Source organism: Magnetospirillum sp. UT-4 (assembly GCF_902729435.1).
Classification (GTDB): domain Bacteria; phylum Pseudomonadota; class Alphaproteobacteria; order Rhodospirillales; family Magnetospirillaceae; genus Magnetospirillum.
The window spans coordinates 1-15,128 of record NZ_CACVCG010000043.1 but is presented as its reverse complement, the minus strand read 5'-3'; the positions used below and the strand labels follow the sequence as shown (position 1 = coordinate 15,128).

Annotated in this window: 12 protein-coding genes; 2 read left to right on the top strand and 10 right to left on the bottom strand. The window is 68.4% G+C overall.

What is annotated here, in order from left to right; all coding sequences use genetic code 11:
• Window positions 1-115 precede the first annotated feature (115 nt).
• From MTBUT4_RS05655 to mce, 9 genes are all read right to left on the bottom strand, one after another.
• A complete protein-coding gene (locus tag MTBUT4_RS05655; protein WP_173978696.1) occupies window positions 116-1,810 on the bottom strand; it encodes an exo-beta-1,3-glucanase in 1,695 nt (564 codons plus the stop codon).
• A 75-nt stretch (window positions 1,811-1,885) separates the two neighbouring features.
• Complete coding sequence (locus tag MTBUT4_RS05650) at window positions 1,886-2,068, bottom strand: hypothetical protein (RefSeq protein ID WP_173978695.1); 183 nt, start codon at window positions 2,066-2,068, stop codon at window positions 1,886-1,888.
• Between the two features lie 88 nt (window positions 2,069-2,156).
• Window positions 2,157-5,621, bottom strand: coding sequence for a DNA polymerase III subunit alpha (dnaE, locus tag MTBUT4_RS05645; protein WP_173978694.1), 3,465 nt, complete (start codon window positions 5,619-5,621; stop codon window positions 2,157-2,159).
• A 1-nt stretch (window position 5,622) separates the two neighbouring features.
• Complete coding sequence (locus MTBUT4_RS05640; RefSeq protein ID WP_173978693.1) at window positions 5,623-6,312, bottom strand: ABC transporter ATP-binding protein; 690 nt, start codon at window positions 6,310-6,312, stop codon at window positions 5,623-5,625.
• Complete coding sequence (locus MTBUT4_RS05635; protein ID WP_173978692.1) at window positions 6,305-7,549, bottom strand: lipoprotein-releasing ABC transporter permease subunit; 1,245 nt, start codon at window positions 7,547-7,549, stop codon at window positions 6,305-6,307. Before MTBUT4_RS05635 ends, MTBUT4_RS05640 begins: the two co-directional genes overlap by 8 nt.
• A gap of 9 nt (window positions 7,550-7,558) precedes the next feature.
• The gene (proS, locus tag MTBUT4_RS05630; RefSeq protein WP_173978691.1) at window positions 7,559-8,848 is read right to left on the bottom strand and encodes a proline--tRNA ligase; all 1,290 of its coding nucleotides are present in this window, start codon (window positions 8,846-8,848) and stop codon (window positions 7,559-7,561) included.
• 82 nt (window positions 8,849-8,930) lie between these two features.
• Window positions 8,931-9,368: a hypothetical protein gene (locus tag MTBUT4_RS05625; RefSeq protein WP_173978690.1), complete on the bottom strand. Its 438-nt coding sequence runs from the start codon at window positions 9,366-9,368 to the stop codon at window positions 8,931-8,933.
• A gap of 386 nt (window positions 9,369-9,754) precedes the next feature.
• Window positions 9,755-10,315: a DNA-3-methyladenine glycosylase I gene (locus MTBUT4_RS05620; RefSeq protein WP_173978689.1), complete on the bottom strand. Its 561-nt coding sequence runs from the start codon at window positions 10,313-10,315 to the stop codon at window positions 9,755-9,757.
• Window positions 10,316-10,318: 3 nt separating this feature from the next.
• Window positions 10,319-10,723, bottom strand: coding sequence for a methylmalonyl-CoA epimerase (mce, locus tag MTBUT4_RS05615; protein WP_173978688.1), 405 nt, complete (start codon window positions 10,721-10,723; stop codon window positions 10,319-10,321).
• A 149-nt stretch (window positions 10,724-10,872) separates the two neighbouring features.
• Here mce and MTBUT4_RS05610 point away from each other — a divergent pair, with 149 nt between their 5' ends.
• A complete protein-coding gene (locus MTBUT4_RS05610) occupies window positions 10,873-13,239 on the top strand; it encodes a penicillin acylase family protein (RefSeq protein ID WP_173978687.1) in 2,367 nt (788 codons plus the stop codon).
• Window positions 13,236-14,486: a threonine ammonia-lyase gene (locus MTBUT4_RS05605; RefSeq protein ID WP_173978686.1), complete on the top strand. Its 1,251-nt coding sequence runs from the start codon at window positions 13,236-13,238 to the stop codon at window positions 14,484-14,486. Before MTBUT4_RS05610 ends, MTBUT4_RS05605 begins: the two co-directional genes overlap by 4 nt.
• A 5-nt stretch (window positions 14,487-14,491) precedes the next feature.
• Here MTBUT4_RS05605 and MTBUT4_RS05600 read toward each other — a convergent pair whose 3' ends face one another.
• Window positions 14,492-14,983 carry a flavin reductase family protein gene (locus MTBUT4_RS05600; RefSeq protein ID WP_173978685.1) on the bottom strand — a complete coding sequence of 164 codons (492 nt, stop codon included), beginning with the start codon at window positions 14,981-14,983 and terminating at the stop codon, window positions 14,492-14,494.
• Between the last annotated feature and the right edge of the window lie 145 nt (window positions 14,984-15,128).

Here is a 15,128-nt window from a genome sequence, read left to right as displayed (position 1 = left end):
GCAGGGGGATATCCGAAGGATTCACCCTGCTCCTGCCGCCATTGCGGCGGCGGCCAAGCGGCCGGAGGGCCGCGCCCGGCGAGGGCATACGAACGAAGCTGGAGGACGATGCGATCTAATCGCAGCGTGCTCTAGCAAGCCGCCACTCGGCGAGGAACGGGAGCGCCATCACCAGCAGCATCCCGGCCCACACCAGCATCTCGCCGTTGGCCACGGCGATCTCGGCCATCATCGGGATCTGCTGCGACAGGTCGGGATGCATGGCCTGGAAGTCCTCGCCCAGGTACAGCGCCAGCGATTCCGACAGCGGCGCCAGCGCCGCCGAGACCAGCAGGGCGATGGTCATTTCCTTGGCCGGGCCAAGCTGGGCCGGGACGCTGCCGGCGAACAGGTGGCCGACGGCGAAGGCCCGCTTCCAGTCCAGCCCGAGGGCGGCGTAGCGGATCACGCCCCACAGGAAGAGACCCAGCGCCGGCACCAGGAATTCCAGGTTGGGGATGTCGCGGTAGCGGCCGTTGAAGAACAGCAGCAGGGTCACCGCCCAGGCGCAGACCGCGTAGATGATGGTCAGCCGCTCGCCCCACCGGCTGGGGACCGGGGAGGCGCCGCTGCGCAGGGACAGCCCGGCGGCGCGCAGGATCAGGGCGGCGAAGGCGGCGTGAAGGGCGATGCGGGCCAGCGCCCAGATATCCTGCAGCGTGCTGTAGGCGATCCACAGGGCATTCATCGCCTGCCAGACCACCGCCGCCGCCAGCACCTGGGCCAGGGCGGCGATCACCATGGCGCGGCCCGGGGTGTAGTCGGCGGCCTTGCGCAGGAACAGCAGGGCGCCGGCGGCCCCCAGCACGACCGAGATCAGCGCCTGGCGCAGCCAGCCGGGATTGGCCTCGACCGGGCCCGACATGCGGAACTTGACCTGGCGGTCGCTGTCGACCACCCCCCAGAAGGCCCCGACGGTGCCCTCCAGCTTGGCCTTCCATGGCTGGTCGAAGGCCTCCACCACGTTGTAGTCGAATCCGTTCTCCTTCGACACCTTGGCCAGGGTGCGCACGAAGAAGGCGGCGTTCTCCATGTTCACCGCCGCCGGTCCCCTGCCCCGCCCCCGGGTCGGCCAGCCGGCCTCGCCGATCAGGATCGGCTTGCCGGGGAACTTTTCCTGCATCATCCGGTAGATCTTGACGATGTGCTGGGCGGCGCCCTCGACGCCGACCGGCTCGTCCTCCCAGTAGGGCAGGATGTGGATGGTGATGAAATCGACCTCGTCCGCCACCTGGGGATAGCGCAGGTAGAAGGCCCAGACGTCGGCATAGGAGACCGGCTGCTTCACCGCCGCCTTGACCTGGCGGATATAGGCGATCAACTGGTCGGGACCGAGATCCTGGCGCAGCAGCACCTCGTTGCCGACGATGACCCGCTTGATGACATCGGGATGGGCGTTGGCTGCCTCGATCAGCGCCTTGACCTCGGCGGCGTTGATGTCGGTCTTCTTGCCCAGCCAGGCCGAGTGGGTGACCTCGATGCCGAATTTGCGCGCCAGATCCGGGACCACGTCCAGGCCTTCGCGGCTGGTGTAGGTGCGGATGCCGCGGGTGACGCCGACCAGGCTTTTCAGGTCCTCCTCGATCTGGGCCGGCGGCGGGTAATCGCCGGTGATCGGGCTCTGGCCGCGGCGGAACGGAGCGAACGACACCGACGGGAAGGGCTCGTCGAAGGACAGCTCCACCGGTACCGGCCGGTTTCCCAGCCACCAGCCGAAAAGGCTGAACAGGGCGGCGGCAATTACCGCCAGAACGGCCGTGCGCAGGGTCATTCCATCTCCGAATCGAAGCCGCCCGGGCGGGTATTCCCCTTCATTATGCGGGGCCGCCTGCCGCGTCAATCCCTGTCAACCCAGCCGCGCGGCAAAAGCCCCGATGCCGATCAGCGCCGAGACCACGAAGGCCCCGCCCACGGAAGCCATGCCGAAGAGGTTGAGAAGGATCAGCATCGCCACGGCCAGGGTCGCCAATCCGGTCAGGACGGCACAGCAGGGAAAACCGTGGGGAGCAAGGATGACGGAGCGTCGCATGGCATCCTCCCGCAGGGGCGGTCGATGGAGGAAGCATGACATAATCGTGATATTCGCGGCAGCTGTGGCAATCCACACCACCCGGCCGTCAAATCTCCTCGACCTCGGCGATCCCCGGCATCGACCGCAGCGCCGACATGAAGGCCGGTCCCAGCTGGATGGTCTGCTTGAGGCCGATCTCCACCTCGCGGCTGCCGATCTGCGAGACGATGGCGATGCGGTTGCGGCCGCGCGGCTCCTTGCCGATCAGCTGGGCCAGGGCGCGGACCGGGGCCTCGTCGCGGATGAAGATCTTGAGGCCGGCGGCGGCCTTGGCCGCCTCCTGGTCGAGGGAGGCGATGCGCTGGCAGGTCAGGCGCAGGCGTTCATCCTCCAACTGGGCATCCACCTCCAGCAGCAGCGGACCGCCGGCCTCCAGCAGGTCGCGCGAGGCCGCCAGCACGTCGGAAAAGCAGGTGACCTCGAACATGCCCGAGGCATCGGACAGGGTCAGGAAGGCGAAGCGGTTGCCCTTGGCCGAGGTCCGTTCCTGCTTGGCCAGCAGCGAACCGGCAAGCCGCACCCTGCCCTTGCCGCCGCCCTCGATATGCGCGGTGAGTTCGGCGCTGCGCAGCACCCCCAGGCGCTTCAGGCTTTTGCCGAAGGCGTCCAGGGGATGGGCCGACAGGTAGAAGCCGACGGCGTCGAATTCCTGGTTCAGCTTCTCGTGCGGCGACCAGTCGGAGGCGTTCTCCAGCTTCGGCGCCGGGGCGACGGTGCCGCCCAACAGGCTCATCTGGCTGGAGGCGCGCTGCTCCGCCTCGGCCGCGCCGTAGCGCAGCAGGGAATCGCAGTTGGCGAAGACCTTGCCGCGGTTGCGCTCGAGCCCGTCGAACACGCCGGCCCGGACCATGTTCTCCAACTGGCGGCGGTTGAGCTGCCTGGTGTCCAGCCGCCGGGCGAAATCGAACAGGTCCTTGTAGGGGCCGGCCTTGTCGCGTTCCTCGACGATCTGGCGGCAGGCCCCCTCGCCCACGTTCTTCAGCGCCGCCAGGGCATAGCGCACCGCCGGCCCGTCGGCGGTCTTCTCCACCGAGAAATCGTGGCGGGACTTGTTGATGTCGGGCGGCAGCAGCTTGATCTTGAGGCGGTCCAGCTCCTGGCGGAAGGAATTGAGCTTGTCGGTATTGCTCATTTCATAGGTCATGGTCGCCGCCATGAACTCGGCCGGGTGATTGGCCTTCAGCCAGGCGGTCTGGTAGGCGATCAGGGCATAGGCGGCGGCGTGGGACTTGTTGAAGCCGTATTCGGCGAACTTGGCCACCTTGTCGAAGATCATCGAGGCCTGGGCGCCCTCGACGCCGCGGCTGGTGGCGCCATCGACGAAGATCTTGCGCTGGGCCTCCATCTCCTCCTTGATCTTCTTGCCCATGGCGCGGCGCAGGAGATCGGCGCCGCCGAGGCTGTAGCCCGACAGCACCTGGGCGATCTGCATCACCTGCTCCTGGTAGACCATGATGCCGAAGGTTTCCTTCAGGATTGGCTCCAGCAGGGGATGCATGTAGTCGGGCTGCTCCTGCCCGTGCTTGCAGGCGATGTAGCGCGGAATCTGATCCATGGGGCCGGGGCGGTAGAGCGCCACCACCGCGATCAGGTCCTCCAGCCGGTTGGGCCGCATCTTCCTCAGCACGTCGCGCATGCCGGCGCTTTCAAGCTGGAACACGCCGGCGGTGTCGCCCCGGGTCAGCAGCTCATAGGACGCCGGGTCATCCAGGGGCAGCGCCGAGAGGTCGACGTAGAGGCCCTTGCTCTGATGGATCAGCTTGATCGCGGTGACCATGACGGTCAGCGTCTTGAGGCCCAGGAAGTCGAACTTCACCAGCCCGGCGGCCTCGACCCATTTCATGTTGAACTGGGTGACCGGCATGTCGGAGCGGGGATCGCGGTAGAGCGGCACCAGCTCGTCCAGCGAGCGATCGCCGATCACCACACCGGCGGCATGGGTCGAGGCGTGACGGTACAGGCCCTCCAGCTTCATGCCGATATCGAGCAGATGCGCCACCGTCTCGTCGCGGTCGCGGGCGTCCTTCAGTTGCGGCTCGACCTCCAGGGCCTGTTCCAGGGTCACCGGATTGGCCGGGTTGTTGGGCACCAGCTTGCAGATGCGATCGACCTGGCCGTAGGGCATCTGCAGCACCCGGCCGACGTCGCGCAGCACGGCGCGGGCCTGCAGCTTGCCGAAGGTGATGATCTGGGCCACCTGATGGTAGCCGTACTTGTCCTGGACGTAGCGGATGGTCTCCTCGCGCCGGTCCTGGCAGAAATCGATGTCGAAGTCGGGCATCGACACGCGCTCGGGGTTGAGGAAACGTTCGAACAGCAGGCCCCAGCGCAAGGGATCGAGATCGGTGATGGTCAGCGCCCAGGCCACCGCCGAGCCGGCGCCCGAGCCGCGGCCCGGCCCGACGGGGATGCTGTGGGCCTTTGACCACTGGATGAAATCGGACACGATCAGGAAATAGCCGGGGAAGCCCATCTGCTCGATGACGCCGATCTCGTATTCGATACGCTCCCGGTACGGCTTCGCCGCGTGCTCCTTTTCCTCCTCGGTCATGCCGGGGCGGAAGACGTGCTTGGTCAGTCGCTTCTCCAGCCCTTCCCAGCATTTCTTGCGCAACACCTCGGCCTCGGTCAGGCCGTCCATGCGGAAGGGCGGCAGGATCGGCTTGCGCTTGGCGACCATGAAGGCGCAGCGACGGGCGATGACCAGGGTGTTGTCGCAGGCCTCGGGCAGGTCGGCGAACAGGGTCCGCATCTCGGCGGGCGACTTGAAATAATGCTCTGGCGTCAGGCGGCGGCGCTCGTCCTGGGCGATGTAGGCGCCCTCGGCGATGCAGATCAGCGCGTCGTGGGCCTCGTACATGCCGCGGTCGGCGAAGTAGGCCTCGTTGGTGGCGACCAGGGGGACGTCGTGCTTGTAGGCCAGGTCCACCAGCGCCGGCTCGACCCGGTCCTCGGCCTCCAGGCCGTGGCGCTGCAGTTCGACGTAGGTCCGCTTCGGAAAGGCCTGGGACAGGCGGACCAGAAGGATTTCGGCCTTGTCGGCCTGCCCGTCCGTCAATAGCCGGTTGACGGGGCCGCCGGGGCCGCCGGTCAACAGCAGCAGGCCCTCGGCGCGGCCCTCCAGGTCGTGCAGCGTCACCTGCGGCGTCTCGCCGGCATCGGTCTCGAGATAGGCCTTCGAGATCAGCTTCAGCAGGTTGGCGTAGCCGCCTTCCGATTGGCACAGCAGCACCACCCAGTCGGGCGGCGGCTGGCGGCCGTCCTTGGCTGGCGCCCCGTCCTCGCGCCGCACCGCCAGCTGGCAGCCGATGATGGGCTGGATGCCGGCATCGGCGCAGGAGGTGGAGAATTCCAGCCCGCCGAACAGGTTGCCGGTATCTGTGATGGCCACCGCCGGCATCGCCGCCTTCTCGCACAGCTTGACCAGCTGTTTGATCTTGATGGCGCCTTCCGAGAGGGAATAGGCGGTATGGACGCGGAGATGGACGAAATCGGCGTGCGTAGCAGGCATCCTACACCAGTCTCCCCTCCTCCAGCCGCACGATGCGGTCCATGCGGCGGGCGAGATCGGGATTGTGGGTAGCGATCATGGCAGCCACGCCAGTGGAGCGCACCAGGGTCAGCAATTCGGCGAACACCGCTTCCGAGGTGTGGGGATCCAGATTGCCGGTGGGCTCGTCCGCCAGCAGCACCTTGGGCTGGTTGGCCAGGGCCCGGCAGATGGCCACCCGCTGCTGTTCGCCGCCCGACAGCTGGCCGGGGCGGTGTTCGGCGCGGGCCTTCAGCCCCATGCGTTCGAGCAGGTTCAGCGCGGAGGTCCGGGCCTCGGCCCGCGATCGTCCGGCGATCATCTGCGGCAGGATGACGTTCTCCACCGCCGAGAATTCCGGCAGCAGGTGGTGGTACTGGTAGACGAACCCGAGATGGGAGCGCCTGAGCTGGGTGCGACGGTCGTCGCCCAGGCGGCCGCAGGCCTCGCCGCCCAGCCAGACCTCGCCGGCATCGGGGCGCTCAAGCAGGCCGGCGATGTGCAGCAAGGTCGACTTTCCGGCGCCCGAGGGACCGACCAGGGCGATGATCTCGCCGCCCTTGATGGCCAGATCGGCGCCGTCGAGGACGCGAAGCTCGTCCTTGCCCTGGAGGAAGGACCGGCGGATGCCCTCGAGCCTGAGGCCGCTGTTGGGGTCCGGGGGCCTACTCATAGCGCAGCGCCTCCACCGGATCCAGATTGGCCGCCCGCCAGCTGGGATAGACCGTGGCGGCGAAGGACAGGCCCAGGGCCATGGTCACCACCGCCACCACCTCGCCGGTATCGACCTTGGCCGGCAGCTGGGTGAGGAAATAGATCTCGGCGGCGAACAGCTCGCGGCCGATGATGGACTGGATGAACTGGCGGATGTTTTCGATGTTGGTGGCGAACCACACCCCCAGCAGGGTGCCGAACACCGTCCCCACCACCCCCACCGAGGCCCCCGCCAGGAAGAAGATGCGCATCACCATGCCCCGTGTCGCCCCCATGGTGCGCAGGATGGCGATGTCGCGGCCCTTGTCCTTCACCAGCATGATCAGCGACGAGATGATGTTGAAGGCCGCCACCAGGATGATCAGCGTCAGGATCAGGAACATGACGTTCCGCTCCACCTGGATGGCGTTGAAGAAGCTGGCATTGGCCTGCTGCCAGTCATAGATGCGGACGTTGCCGCCGGCCAGGCGGAAGATCTCGCCGCGCACCTCGGGCACCCGGTCGGGGTTGTCCAGGAACACCTCGATCTGGGTCACCGCGCCGGGCAGCCGGAAATAGGTCTGCGCCGCCTCCAGCGGCATGAAGATGAAGCCGTTGTCGTACTCGAACATGCCGACGTTGAAGGTGCCGGCGATGGTGTAGCCGCGCATGCGCGGTACCGTGCCGAAGGCGGTGGCGTTGCCCTTGGGCGAGATCAGCGAGATGGTGTCGCCGATGCGCAGGCCCAGCTTCTCGGCCAGCCGGTAGCCGATCACAACGGCATCGCCGCCGCGCAGCACCTCGGCATCGCCGCTGAAGCCCTTGCGGAAGATGTCGCGGGCCAGCAGGTCGTCGGGGCGCACGCCACGCACGATGGCGCCGGCGGCGCCGGCCTGCGAGGTCGCCATCACCTGGCCCTCGACGGTGGGAATGGCGCGGGTGACCGAGGGCAGCCGGCGGATGGCCTCGGCCAGGGGATCGTAATCGCCCAGCGCGGTGGCGGTGCCATAGACGCCGACATGGCCGTTGATGCCGAGGATGCGCCCCAGCAGCTCCTGGCGGAAGCCGTTCATCACCGCCATCACCACGATCAGGGTGGCGACGCCCAGGCCGATGCCCAGCAGCGAGAACCCGGCGATGACCGAGATGAACCCCTCCTTGCGGCGGGCGCGGAGGTAACGGAACGCCACCATCCGCTCGAAGGCGCCGAAGACCATGGTTCTCTCCTAGGCGGTGAGGCGCGCCAGCGCGGCCTCGACGGACAGTTCGTGCTTCTCGCCGGTGGAGCGGTTCTTGAGCTCCACCACCCCGGCGGCCACGCCCTTGGGCCCGACCACCAGCTGCCACGGCAGGCCGATCAGGTCCATGTCGGCGAACTTGACCCCGGCCCGCTCGTCGCGGTCGTCGTAGAGCACCTCGACGCCCTGCTCGGACAGGGTGCGGTAGACGTCCTCGCAGACCTTGTCGCAGGCGCCGTCCCCGGTCTTCAGGTTGACCACCCCGACCTTGAACGGGGCCACCGCCTCGGGCCACTTGATGCCGCGCTCGTCGTGGTTGGCCTCGATGATGGCCCCGACCAGGCGCGACACGCCGATGCCGTAGGAGCCCATCTCCACCGTCACCGGATTGCCGTCGGGACCGGCCACCACCGCCCCCATGGCCTGGGAATACTTGGTGCCGAAATAGAAGATGTGGCCGACCTCGATGCCGCGCGCCACCTTCAGGCGTTCGGGCGGCGGGCAGTCGGGGGAGTTGGGATCGTGCTTCTCGTCGGTGACGGCGTAAAGCTTGGCCAGCGCCTCCAGGTCGATGGCGTCCTTGGCCGCCAGCTCGTCATAGGCGACATCGTAGAACACGCCCGATTCCCCGGTCTCGGCGAGGACGTGGAACTCGTGGGTCAGGTTGCCGCCGATGGCCCCGGAATCCGCCGTCATCGGGATGGCGGTCAGGCCCATCCGCTTGAAGGTCTTGAGGTAGGCATTGAACATCGCCTCGTAAGACCGCTTGGCGCCTTCGAAATCAATATCGAAGGAATAGGAATCCTTCATCAGGAACTCGCGCCCGCGCATGACCCCGAAGCGGGGCCGCACCTCGTCGCGGAACTTCCACTGGATGTGGTAGAGGATCTTGGGCAGCTCGCGGTAGCTCTTGACGTTGTCGCGGAAGATCTGGGTGATCAGTTCCTCGTTGGTGGGACCATAGAGCATCTCGCGGTCGTGGCGGTCCTTGAAGCGCAGCATTTCCTTGCCGTAGGCGTCATAGCGCCCGCTTTCGCGCCAGATTTCGGCCGACTGGATGGTCGGCATCAGCAGTTCCTGGGCGCCGGCGGCGTCCTGCTCCTCGCGCACGATCTGCTCGATCCGGCGCAGCACCTTCCAGCCCAGCGGCAGCCAGGTGTAGATGCCCGAGGCCGACTGCCGGATCATGCCCGCCCGCAGCATCAGCCGGTGCGAGGCGATCTGCGCCTCGGCGGGGGTTTCCTTGAGGGTCGGCAGGAAAAAACGGGACAGGCGCATGGCGGCCTCGGGAACTGCGGAAACGGGGTGCCGACTTTAGGCAAAGCCTGAGCCGATGACAACGTGTCCCGTTGCCGCTGCCCTACTTCACCCCGCGCTTGGCGCAGGCGTCGGCCAGCGCCTGCTGGTCCCGGTCGCCCAGGGGCTGGCCGTTGAGAGTGAAGCTGTTCCGGCCCATGTCGTATTTCACCGAGCCCAGCGACATCTGCGAATCCCCCAGCCCATGAGTGGCGTAGGCCTTGCCCGACATGGGCATCACCGACAACGGGATCTCGATCACCTCGGGCACCAGATTGGGCAGGGCGGCGCCGCCGCTGCCGGGCAGATCGGCCGGCGCCACCTTGCGCCCCTTGTGGTCCATGCCGGGCTGATAGGCGACGTCGGGGCGCGGCTGGTGGCGCAACAGGCGGGCGCAATCGCGCTTGCTGATGGTGATCTTCTCCTCCGCCGCGGCAACGCCGGGAGCCAGACAGGCCACGGCCAGACTACAGGCCGCCGCCATCGCGATACGCACCACCATGACCGACACTCCCGATGCCGCTGCAATCCCTGCCAGGGTGCCCCAATCGGGGGCCTGCCGACAAGTTTCCCGCACACGCCGCGGCACGAAAGATTCATGAAAAAAAATGATGACGCTCATCACGAAATTGCTTACAGTGCGCGCCAAGCCCGCCCAAGTGGGTGCTGGGGAAGTCGAAAACGACGCCCCGAGATGCGGCTCAGGTTTAGGGAGGAGGTCGCCGGGTGGCCCACGGGTCGCCTTGGCGCGGAGACGCAGGGACGGCAGGTTCAGCTTGGCTGGCCTGCCGTTCTGCGTTTCGGACCGAGAGTCTTGATCCGGCCCTCGCCGGGCGGGCGCATCCGCGCCCTTGGCCGCTCGCTCAATGCTCGCAGGAGCGCTGCGCCCTATGAGTTGCGGCGCAGCGCTCTCATCTCCTCCATCCAGGCCGGCCGCAGCGGGGCGATGCGGGCAAAGGCCGGGCAGTCCTCGCGGTGCGCCCCGGGCAGATAGCCGATGCTCATCAGGAATTCGTTGACCACCTCGCCGCCCATGAACACGAAGGTCTTGCGGAACAGCTTGACCCATTCGTCCTTGGAGAGCGGATGGTTGGCCTTGATCCAGCCTGCCAGCGAGCCGTGGCTGGCGCGCAGGGCCGGCAGGCGGCGGGCGTTCTCGATCACCGCCAGGATTTTGCGCCGGTTGCGGATGATGCCGGCATCGGCCATCAGGCGGGCGATGTCGGCCTCGCCATAGGCGGCGACGCGGTCGGGGTCGAAGCCGTCGAACGCCGCCACCAGCGCCGGCCGCTTCTTCAGCACGATCAGCCAGGACAGCCCGGCCTGGAAGATTTCCAGCGACAGACGCTCGAACAGCGCCGCCTCGTCCTCCAGCGGGACGCCGTATTCCAGGTCGTGATAGGGCTGGTGGTAGGGATGCCCCGGCGCCACGTCGCAGTACCAGTTCATGGACTACGCCTGCTCAAGTTCCACCAGGGTGCCGCAGAAATCCTTGGGGTGCAGGAACAGCACCGGCTTGTCGTGGGCGCCGATCTTCGGCTCGCCGTCGCCCAGAACCCGCGCCCCCTCGGCCTTCAGCCTGTCGCGGGCGGCCAGGATGTCGTCGACCTCGTAGCAGATGTGGTGGATGCCGCCGGCGGCGTTCTTTTCGAGGAACGCGGCGATGGGCGACTTGTCCCCCAGCGGGTGCAGCAGCTCCACCTTGGTGTTGGGCAGTTCGACGAACACCACGGTCACGCCGTGCGCCGGCTGCGGCACCGGCTCCGACACCTTGGCCCCCAGCGTGTCGCGGTACAGCCGGGTGGCCGCGTCCAGGTCGGGAACGGCGATGGCGACGTGATTGAGCTTGCCGATCATGGGTGTCCTCGGTCAGGTGGTGTCCGTACCCCACCCTATAGCATGGGACGGTCCCACAGGAAAATGCGGCGGGTTTCCACCTTAATGGACTTGCGCACGGGTGGCCTTCGTTCTACCACTTGCCGGTCCCCGTTGCCGGAGCAGGACCTGTGCACGAGCTTGACGCCGACACCGCGCCGCCCGACCTGCAGGCGACCTTCGGCATAGAGATGAGCCGGACCGCCCAGGTGGCCAATCTGGTCCTGCTGATCACGGCGGTGGTCGCCGCCTCGGCCTTCCTGTGGATCATGAGCTCGCTGCCGCGTATCGACGGAACGGTGCCGGTGAGCGGGCTGCGCCAGCCGGCGACGGTCGCCCGCGACGATGCCGGCATCCCCCGCATCGCCGCCAAGTCCATCCACGACGCCTATTTCGCGCTGGGCTGGGTGCATGCCCAGGATCGCCTGTGGCAGATGGAGCTGCAGCGCCGCATCGGCGCCGGCCGGCTGGCGGAACTGGTGGGCGAGGCCGGGCTGGGCAATGACCGCTTCATGCGGACCTTGGGCCTGTACCGTCTCGCCGAGGCCGGGTTCGAGCAGTTGGACAAGCCCACCCGCGACGTCCTGACCGCCTATACCGAGGGCGTCAATGCGTGGTTGACAAGCCATCGCCACCGCCTGCCGCCCCAGTTCCTGATGCTCGGCGCCCGGCCGGAACCATGGCAGCCCGCCGATTCCCTGGTCTGGGGCCGGCTGCTGGCACTCCAGCTCAGCAACAACTGGAAGGACGAGGTGCTGAAGGGCAAGCTGGCCCGGAATCTGGACACCCGCCGGCTGGGCGAGTTGTGGCCCGGCTATCCCGCCGAAGCGCCGGTCACCCTGTCGGCGGCGACCGCCGATGCGATCCTCGCCACCCTGCCCGAGGCGGCTCAGCCCCACCTCGCCTCCAACGTCTGGGCGGTGTCGGGGGGCCGTTCGGCCACCGGCAAGCCGTTGCTGGCCAACGATCCCCATCTCGGTTTCCGCGCCCCGGTGCTGTGGTACCTGGCCAAGCTCGACGCGCCCGGGCTGTCGCTGACCGGCGCCACCGTTCCCGGCGTGCCCTTCCACCTGATCGGCCATAACGGGCGCATCGCCTGGGGCACCACCACCACCCACGCCGACACCGTCGATCTGGTGGTGGAGCGGCCGGCCGGCGACGGCGCTTATGTCACCCCGCGCGGCCCGCTTCCCTTCCGCAGCCGCGACGAGACCATCAGGGTCAGGAACGCCGCCGACGTCACCCTCACCATCCGCGAGACCATCCACGGGCCGGTGATTTCGGATCTGGGGATCACCGGCGGCGACCAAGTGGTGGCGTTGCGTGCCACCTTCCTCGAACCCGAGGACCGGACCGCCCAGGCGCTGCTGCGGATGAACCGGGCAGTGGACTGGCGCACCTTCTCGGTCGCCCTCGCCGACTTCCATGCCCCGGTGCAGAACTTCGCCTTCGCCGACACCAGGGACACCATCGCCTTCGCCACCGCCGGCCGGGTGCCCGTGCGCCGGGGCGCCGACGGCGCCGTGCCGCTGCGCGGCTGGACCCGCGAGGCCGAATGGACCGGCTGGGTGCCGCCGGAAAAACTGCCGCGCGTGGTCAATCCGCGTGCGGGCGTCATCGTCAACGCCAACAACCGGGTGGCCGGCCCGCGCTATCCCTACGCCATCGCCACCGCATGGCCCGAGGGCTACCGCGCCCAGCGCATCCAGGACCTGCTGGGGCGCGCACAGGGCCTGGACACCGAGGCCATGGCCGCCATGCAGATGGATGCGCTCTCGCTGGCGGCGGCGGAGGTGAAGGACCTGCTGGGGGTGCCGGAAGCCGCCCTGCCCCTGGCCGCCGAGGCGGCGCGGCGGATCGCCGCGTGGGACGCCACCATGGCTGCCGACAAGCCCGAGCCGCTGATCTTCGCCACCTGGATGAAGCACCTGTGGCGCCGCCTGTTCGCCGACGAGCTGGGCGCCGATTTCGCCTCGTTCGATCTGCTCCGGCCCTATGTGCTGGGCGCCGCCCTCACCCGCAACCGCCATTGGTGCGACGACGTCGCCACCACCGAGGCGGAATCGTGCGACCAGCAGATCGCTGCGTCGCTGGATGGTGCCGTCGCCGAACTGGCGGCCCGCCATGGCTCCGGCATCGAGACCTGGAGGTGGGGCGCGGTCCACCGCGCGATCTTCGCCGACCCGGTCATCGACCGCCTGCCGCTTCTGGCCGGATGGTTCCGCATCGACCTCGCCACTGACGGCGACGATTTCACCATCAGCCGCGGCAGCTACGACCCCGAGGGGTTCCGCCACCTGCACGGCGCCGGGCTGCGGGTGGTGTTCGACCTCGCCGACCTCGACGACAGCCGCTTCGTCACCGCCACCGGGCAATCCGGCAATCCCCTGTCGCGCCATTTCGGCGACATGGCGCACCTTTGGGCGGGCAACAAGGGCGTACCCATCGGACCGGCGCCGGAGGGGGCGGCGGTCCTTACCCTGGAACCCGGTCTGTGACCGTCACCGCGGCCGACATCCAGGCGGCGGCCCGGCAGATCGAAGGCCATGTGGAGCGCACCCCGACCGTCCCGGCCACCGGCCTCGACGATCTGGTGAGCGCGGCGCGGCTGGTGCTGAAGCTGGAAAACCTGCAGGTCTCGGGATCGTTCAAGGCGCGCGGCGCCCTGGTGCGCCTGCTGGCGCTCGCCCCCGACGAGGCCGGCCGGGGCGTCGTCGCCATGTCGGCCGGCAACCACGCCCAGGGTGTCGCGTGGCATGCGCGCCGGCTCGGCATTCCCGCCACCATCGTGATGCCGGCCGCGACGCCGTTCACCAAGGTCGAGCGCACCGAGACCCTGGGGGCCCGCGTGGTCCTGCACGGCGAGGGGCTGGCCGAGTCCGAGGCCCATGCCCGCGACCTGGAACGCGCCGAGGGCCTGACCTTCGTCCACCCCTACGACGACCCCCACATCATCGCCGGCCAGGGCACGGTGGCCCTGGAACTGCTGGCCGATGGCGGCGAACTCGACACCCTGGTGGTTCCGGTCGGCGGCGGCGGGCTGATCGCCGGCATGGCGGTGGCCGCCCGGACGTTGGTCCCCGCCATCCGCATCGTCGGCGTGCAGGCCGAGGGCTACGCCACCATGGCCCGCCGCCCCGCCGCTTCGCCGCGGCAGCCGGCGCGCTCGCCGCAGAACATGGCGCTGCAGACCCTGGCCGAGGGCATCGCGGTCAAGCGCCCCGGACTCCTCACCCGCCCCCTGGTCGACGCGCTGGTCGATGACGTCCTCTGCGTCGACGAGGCCGCCATCGAGCGGGCGGTGGCAGTACTGATGGAGCGGCGCAAGATCGTCGCCGAGGGCGCCGGAGCCGCCGCCCTGGCCGCCATGCTGGCCCATCCGGACGCCTTCGCCGGGCGCCGGGTCGGCATCGTGGTCTCGGGCGGCAACATCGACAGCCGCCTGCTGGCGTCGGTGCTGATGCGCGGGCTGGTCCGCGCCGGCCGTCTGGCCCGCCTTCGCATCGAGATTTCCGACGCCCCCGGCACCCTGGCCAAGGTCGCCACCCTGATCGGCGCCCAGGGCGGCAACATCCTGGAGGTCAGCCACCAGCGGCTGTTCCAGGACGTCCCGGTCAAGCACGCCGAACTGGACGTGGTGGTGGAAGCGGTCGATCCGGCCCACATCCGGGCCATGGTCGAAGCCCTGGGCGCCGCCGGCTATCCGGCGCGCCTGCTGGGCACCAGCGCCGCATTGGGGGAATAGCCCGATCAGGCGGAGGGCGGGGCGTAATCCACGTAGCCGCCACGGAAATAGACCAGCGGCGCGCCGCCTTCCTGCTGCCGCAGCCGATCGACATGGCCGACGAAGATGATGTGGTCGCCGCCCTGGTGGGTGGTCACCACCGAGCATTCCAGATTGGCAATGCAGCCCGCCAGGATCGGCGCGCCGCTGTCCCAGGCTTCCCACTGGACGCCGTTCCACTTGTCCGCCGCGCGGCTGGCGAAACGGTTGGACAGGTCGCGCTGGGATTCCGCCAGGATGTTGACGGCGAAGCGACCGGCCTTGACGAAGGCATCCAGGCTCGACGTCTGGTGGCCCAGGCAGAACAGCACCAGAGGCGGCTGCAGCGACAGCGACGAGAACGCGCTGACGGTCACGCCGGCCAGGGCTTTGGTCTCGGGGTGGATCGCGGTGACCACGGTCACGCCCGTGGCGAAACACCCCAGGGCCTTGCGGAAAGTACGCTGGTCGACAGACATTGGCACCACTCGGCGGAAGGATACGACGAAGACGCAGCTTAATAAGGTTTGGTGGTGCCGGTCAAATGCGGGCTGGCACGCGAATGGGCCGGAGGCGCCGAAGTCGATGGCCATTTTTTCGCAGGGACGATGCAGTTGACTCGCA

Bases quoted from the DNA above. Each gene is read 5' to 3' on its own strand.
- MTBUT4_RS05620 (WP_173978689.1), bottom strand. From the start codon at position 10,315: ATGAACTGGTACTGCGACGTGGCGCCGGGGCATCCCTACCACCAGCCC.
- MTBUT4_RS05655 (WP_173978696.1), bottom strand. From the start codon at position 1,810: ATGACCCTGCGCACGGCCGTTCTGGCGGTAATTGCCGCCGCCCTGTTC.
- MTBUT4_RS05600 (WP_173978685.1), bottom strand. From the start codon at position 14,983: ATGTCTGTCGACCAGCGTACTTTCCGCAAGGCCCTGGGGTGTTTCGCC.
- MTBUT4_RS05640 (WP_173978693.1), bottom strand. From the start codon at position 6,312: ATGAGTAGGCCCCCGGACCCCAACAGCGGCCTCAGGCTCGAGGGCATC.
- dnaE (WP_173978694.1), bottom strand. From the start codon at position 5,621: ATGCCTGCTACGCACGCCGATTTCGTCCATCTCCGCGTCCATACCGCC.
- MTBUT4_RS05625 (WP_173978690.1), bottom strand. From the start codon at position 9,368: ATGGTGGTGCGTATCGCGATGGCGGCGGCCTGTAGTCTGGCCGTGGCC.
- mce (WP_173978688.1), bottom strand. From the start codon at position 10,723: ATGATCGGCAAGCTCAATCACGTCGCCATCGCCGTTCCCGACCTGGAC.
- MTBUT4_RS05635 (WP_173978692.1), bottom strand. From the start codon at position 7,549: ATGGTCTTCGGCGCCTTCGAGCGGATGGTGGCGTTCCGTTACCTCCGC.
- proS (WP_173978691.1), bottom strand. From the start codon at position 8,848: ATGCGCCTGTCCCGTTTTTTCCTGCCGACCCTCAAGGAAACCCCCGCC.
- MTBUT4_RS05650 (WP_173978695.1), bottom strand. From the start codon at position 2,068: ATGCGACGCTCCGTCATCCTTGCTCCCCACGGTTTTCCCTGCTGTGCC.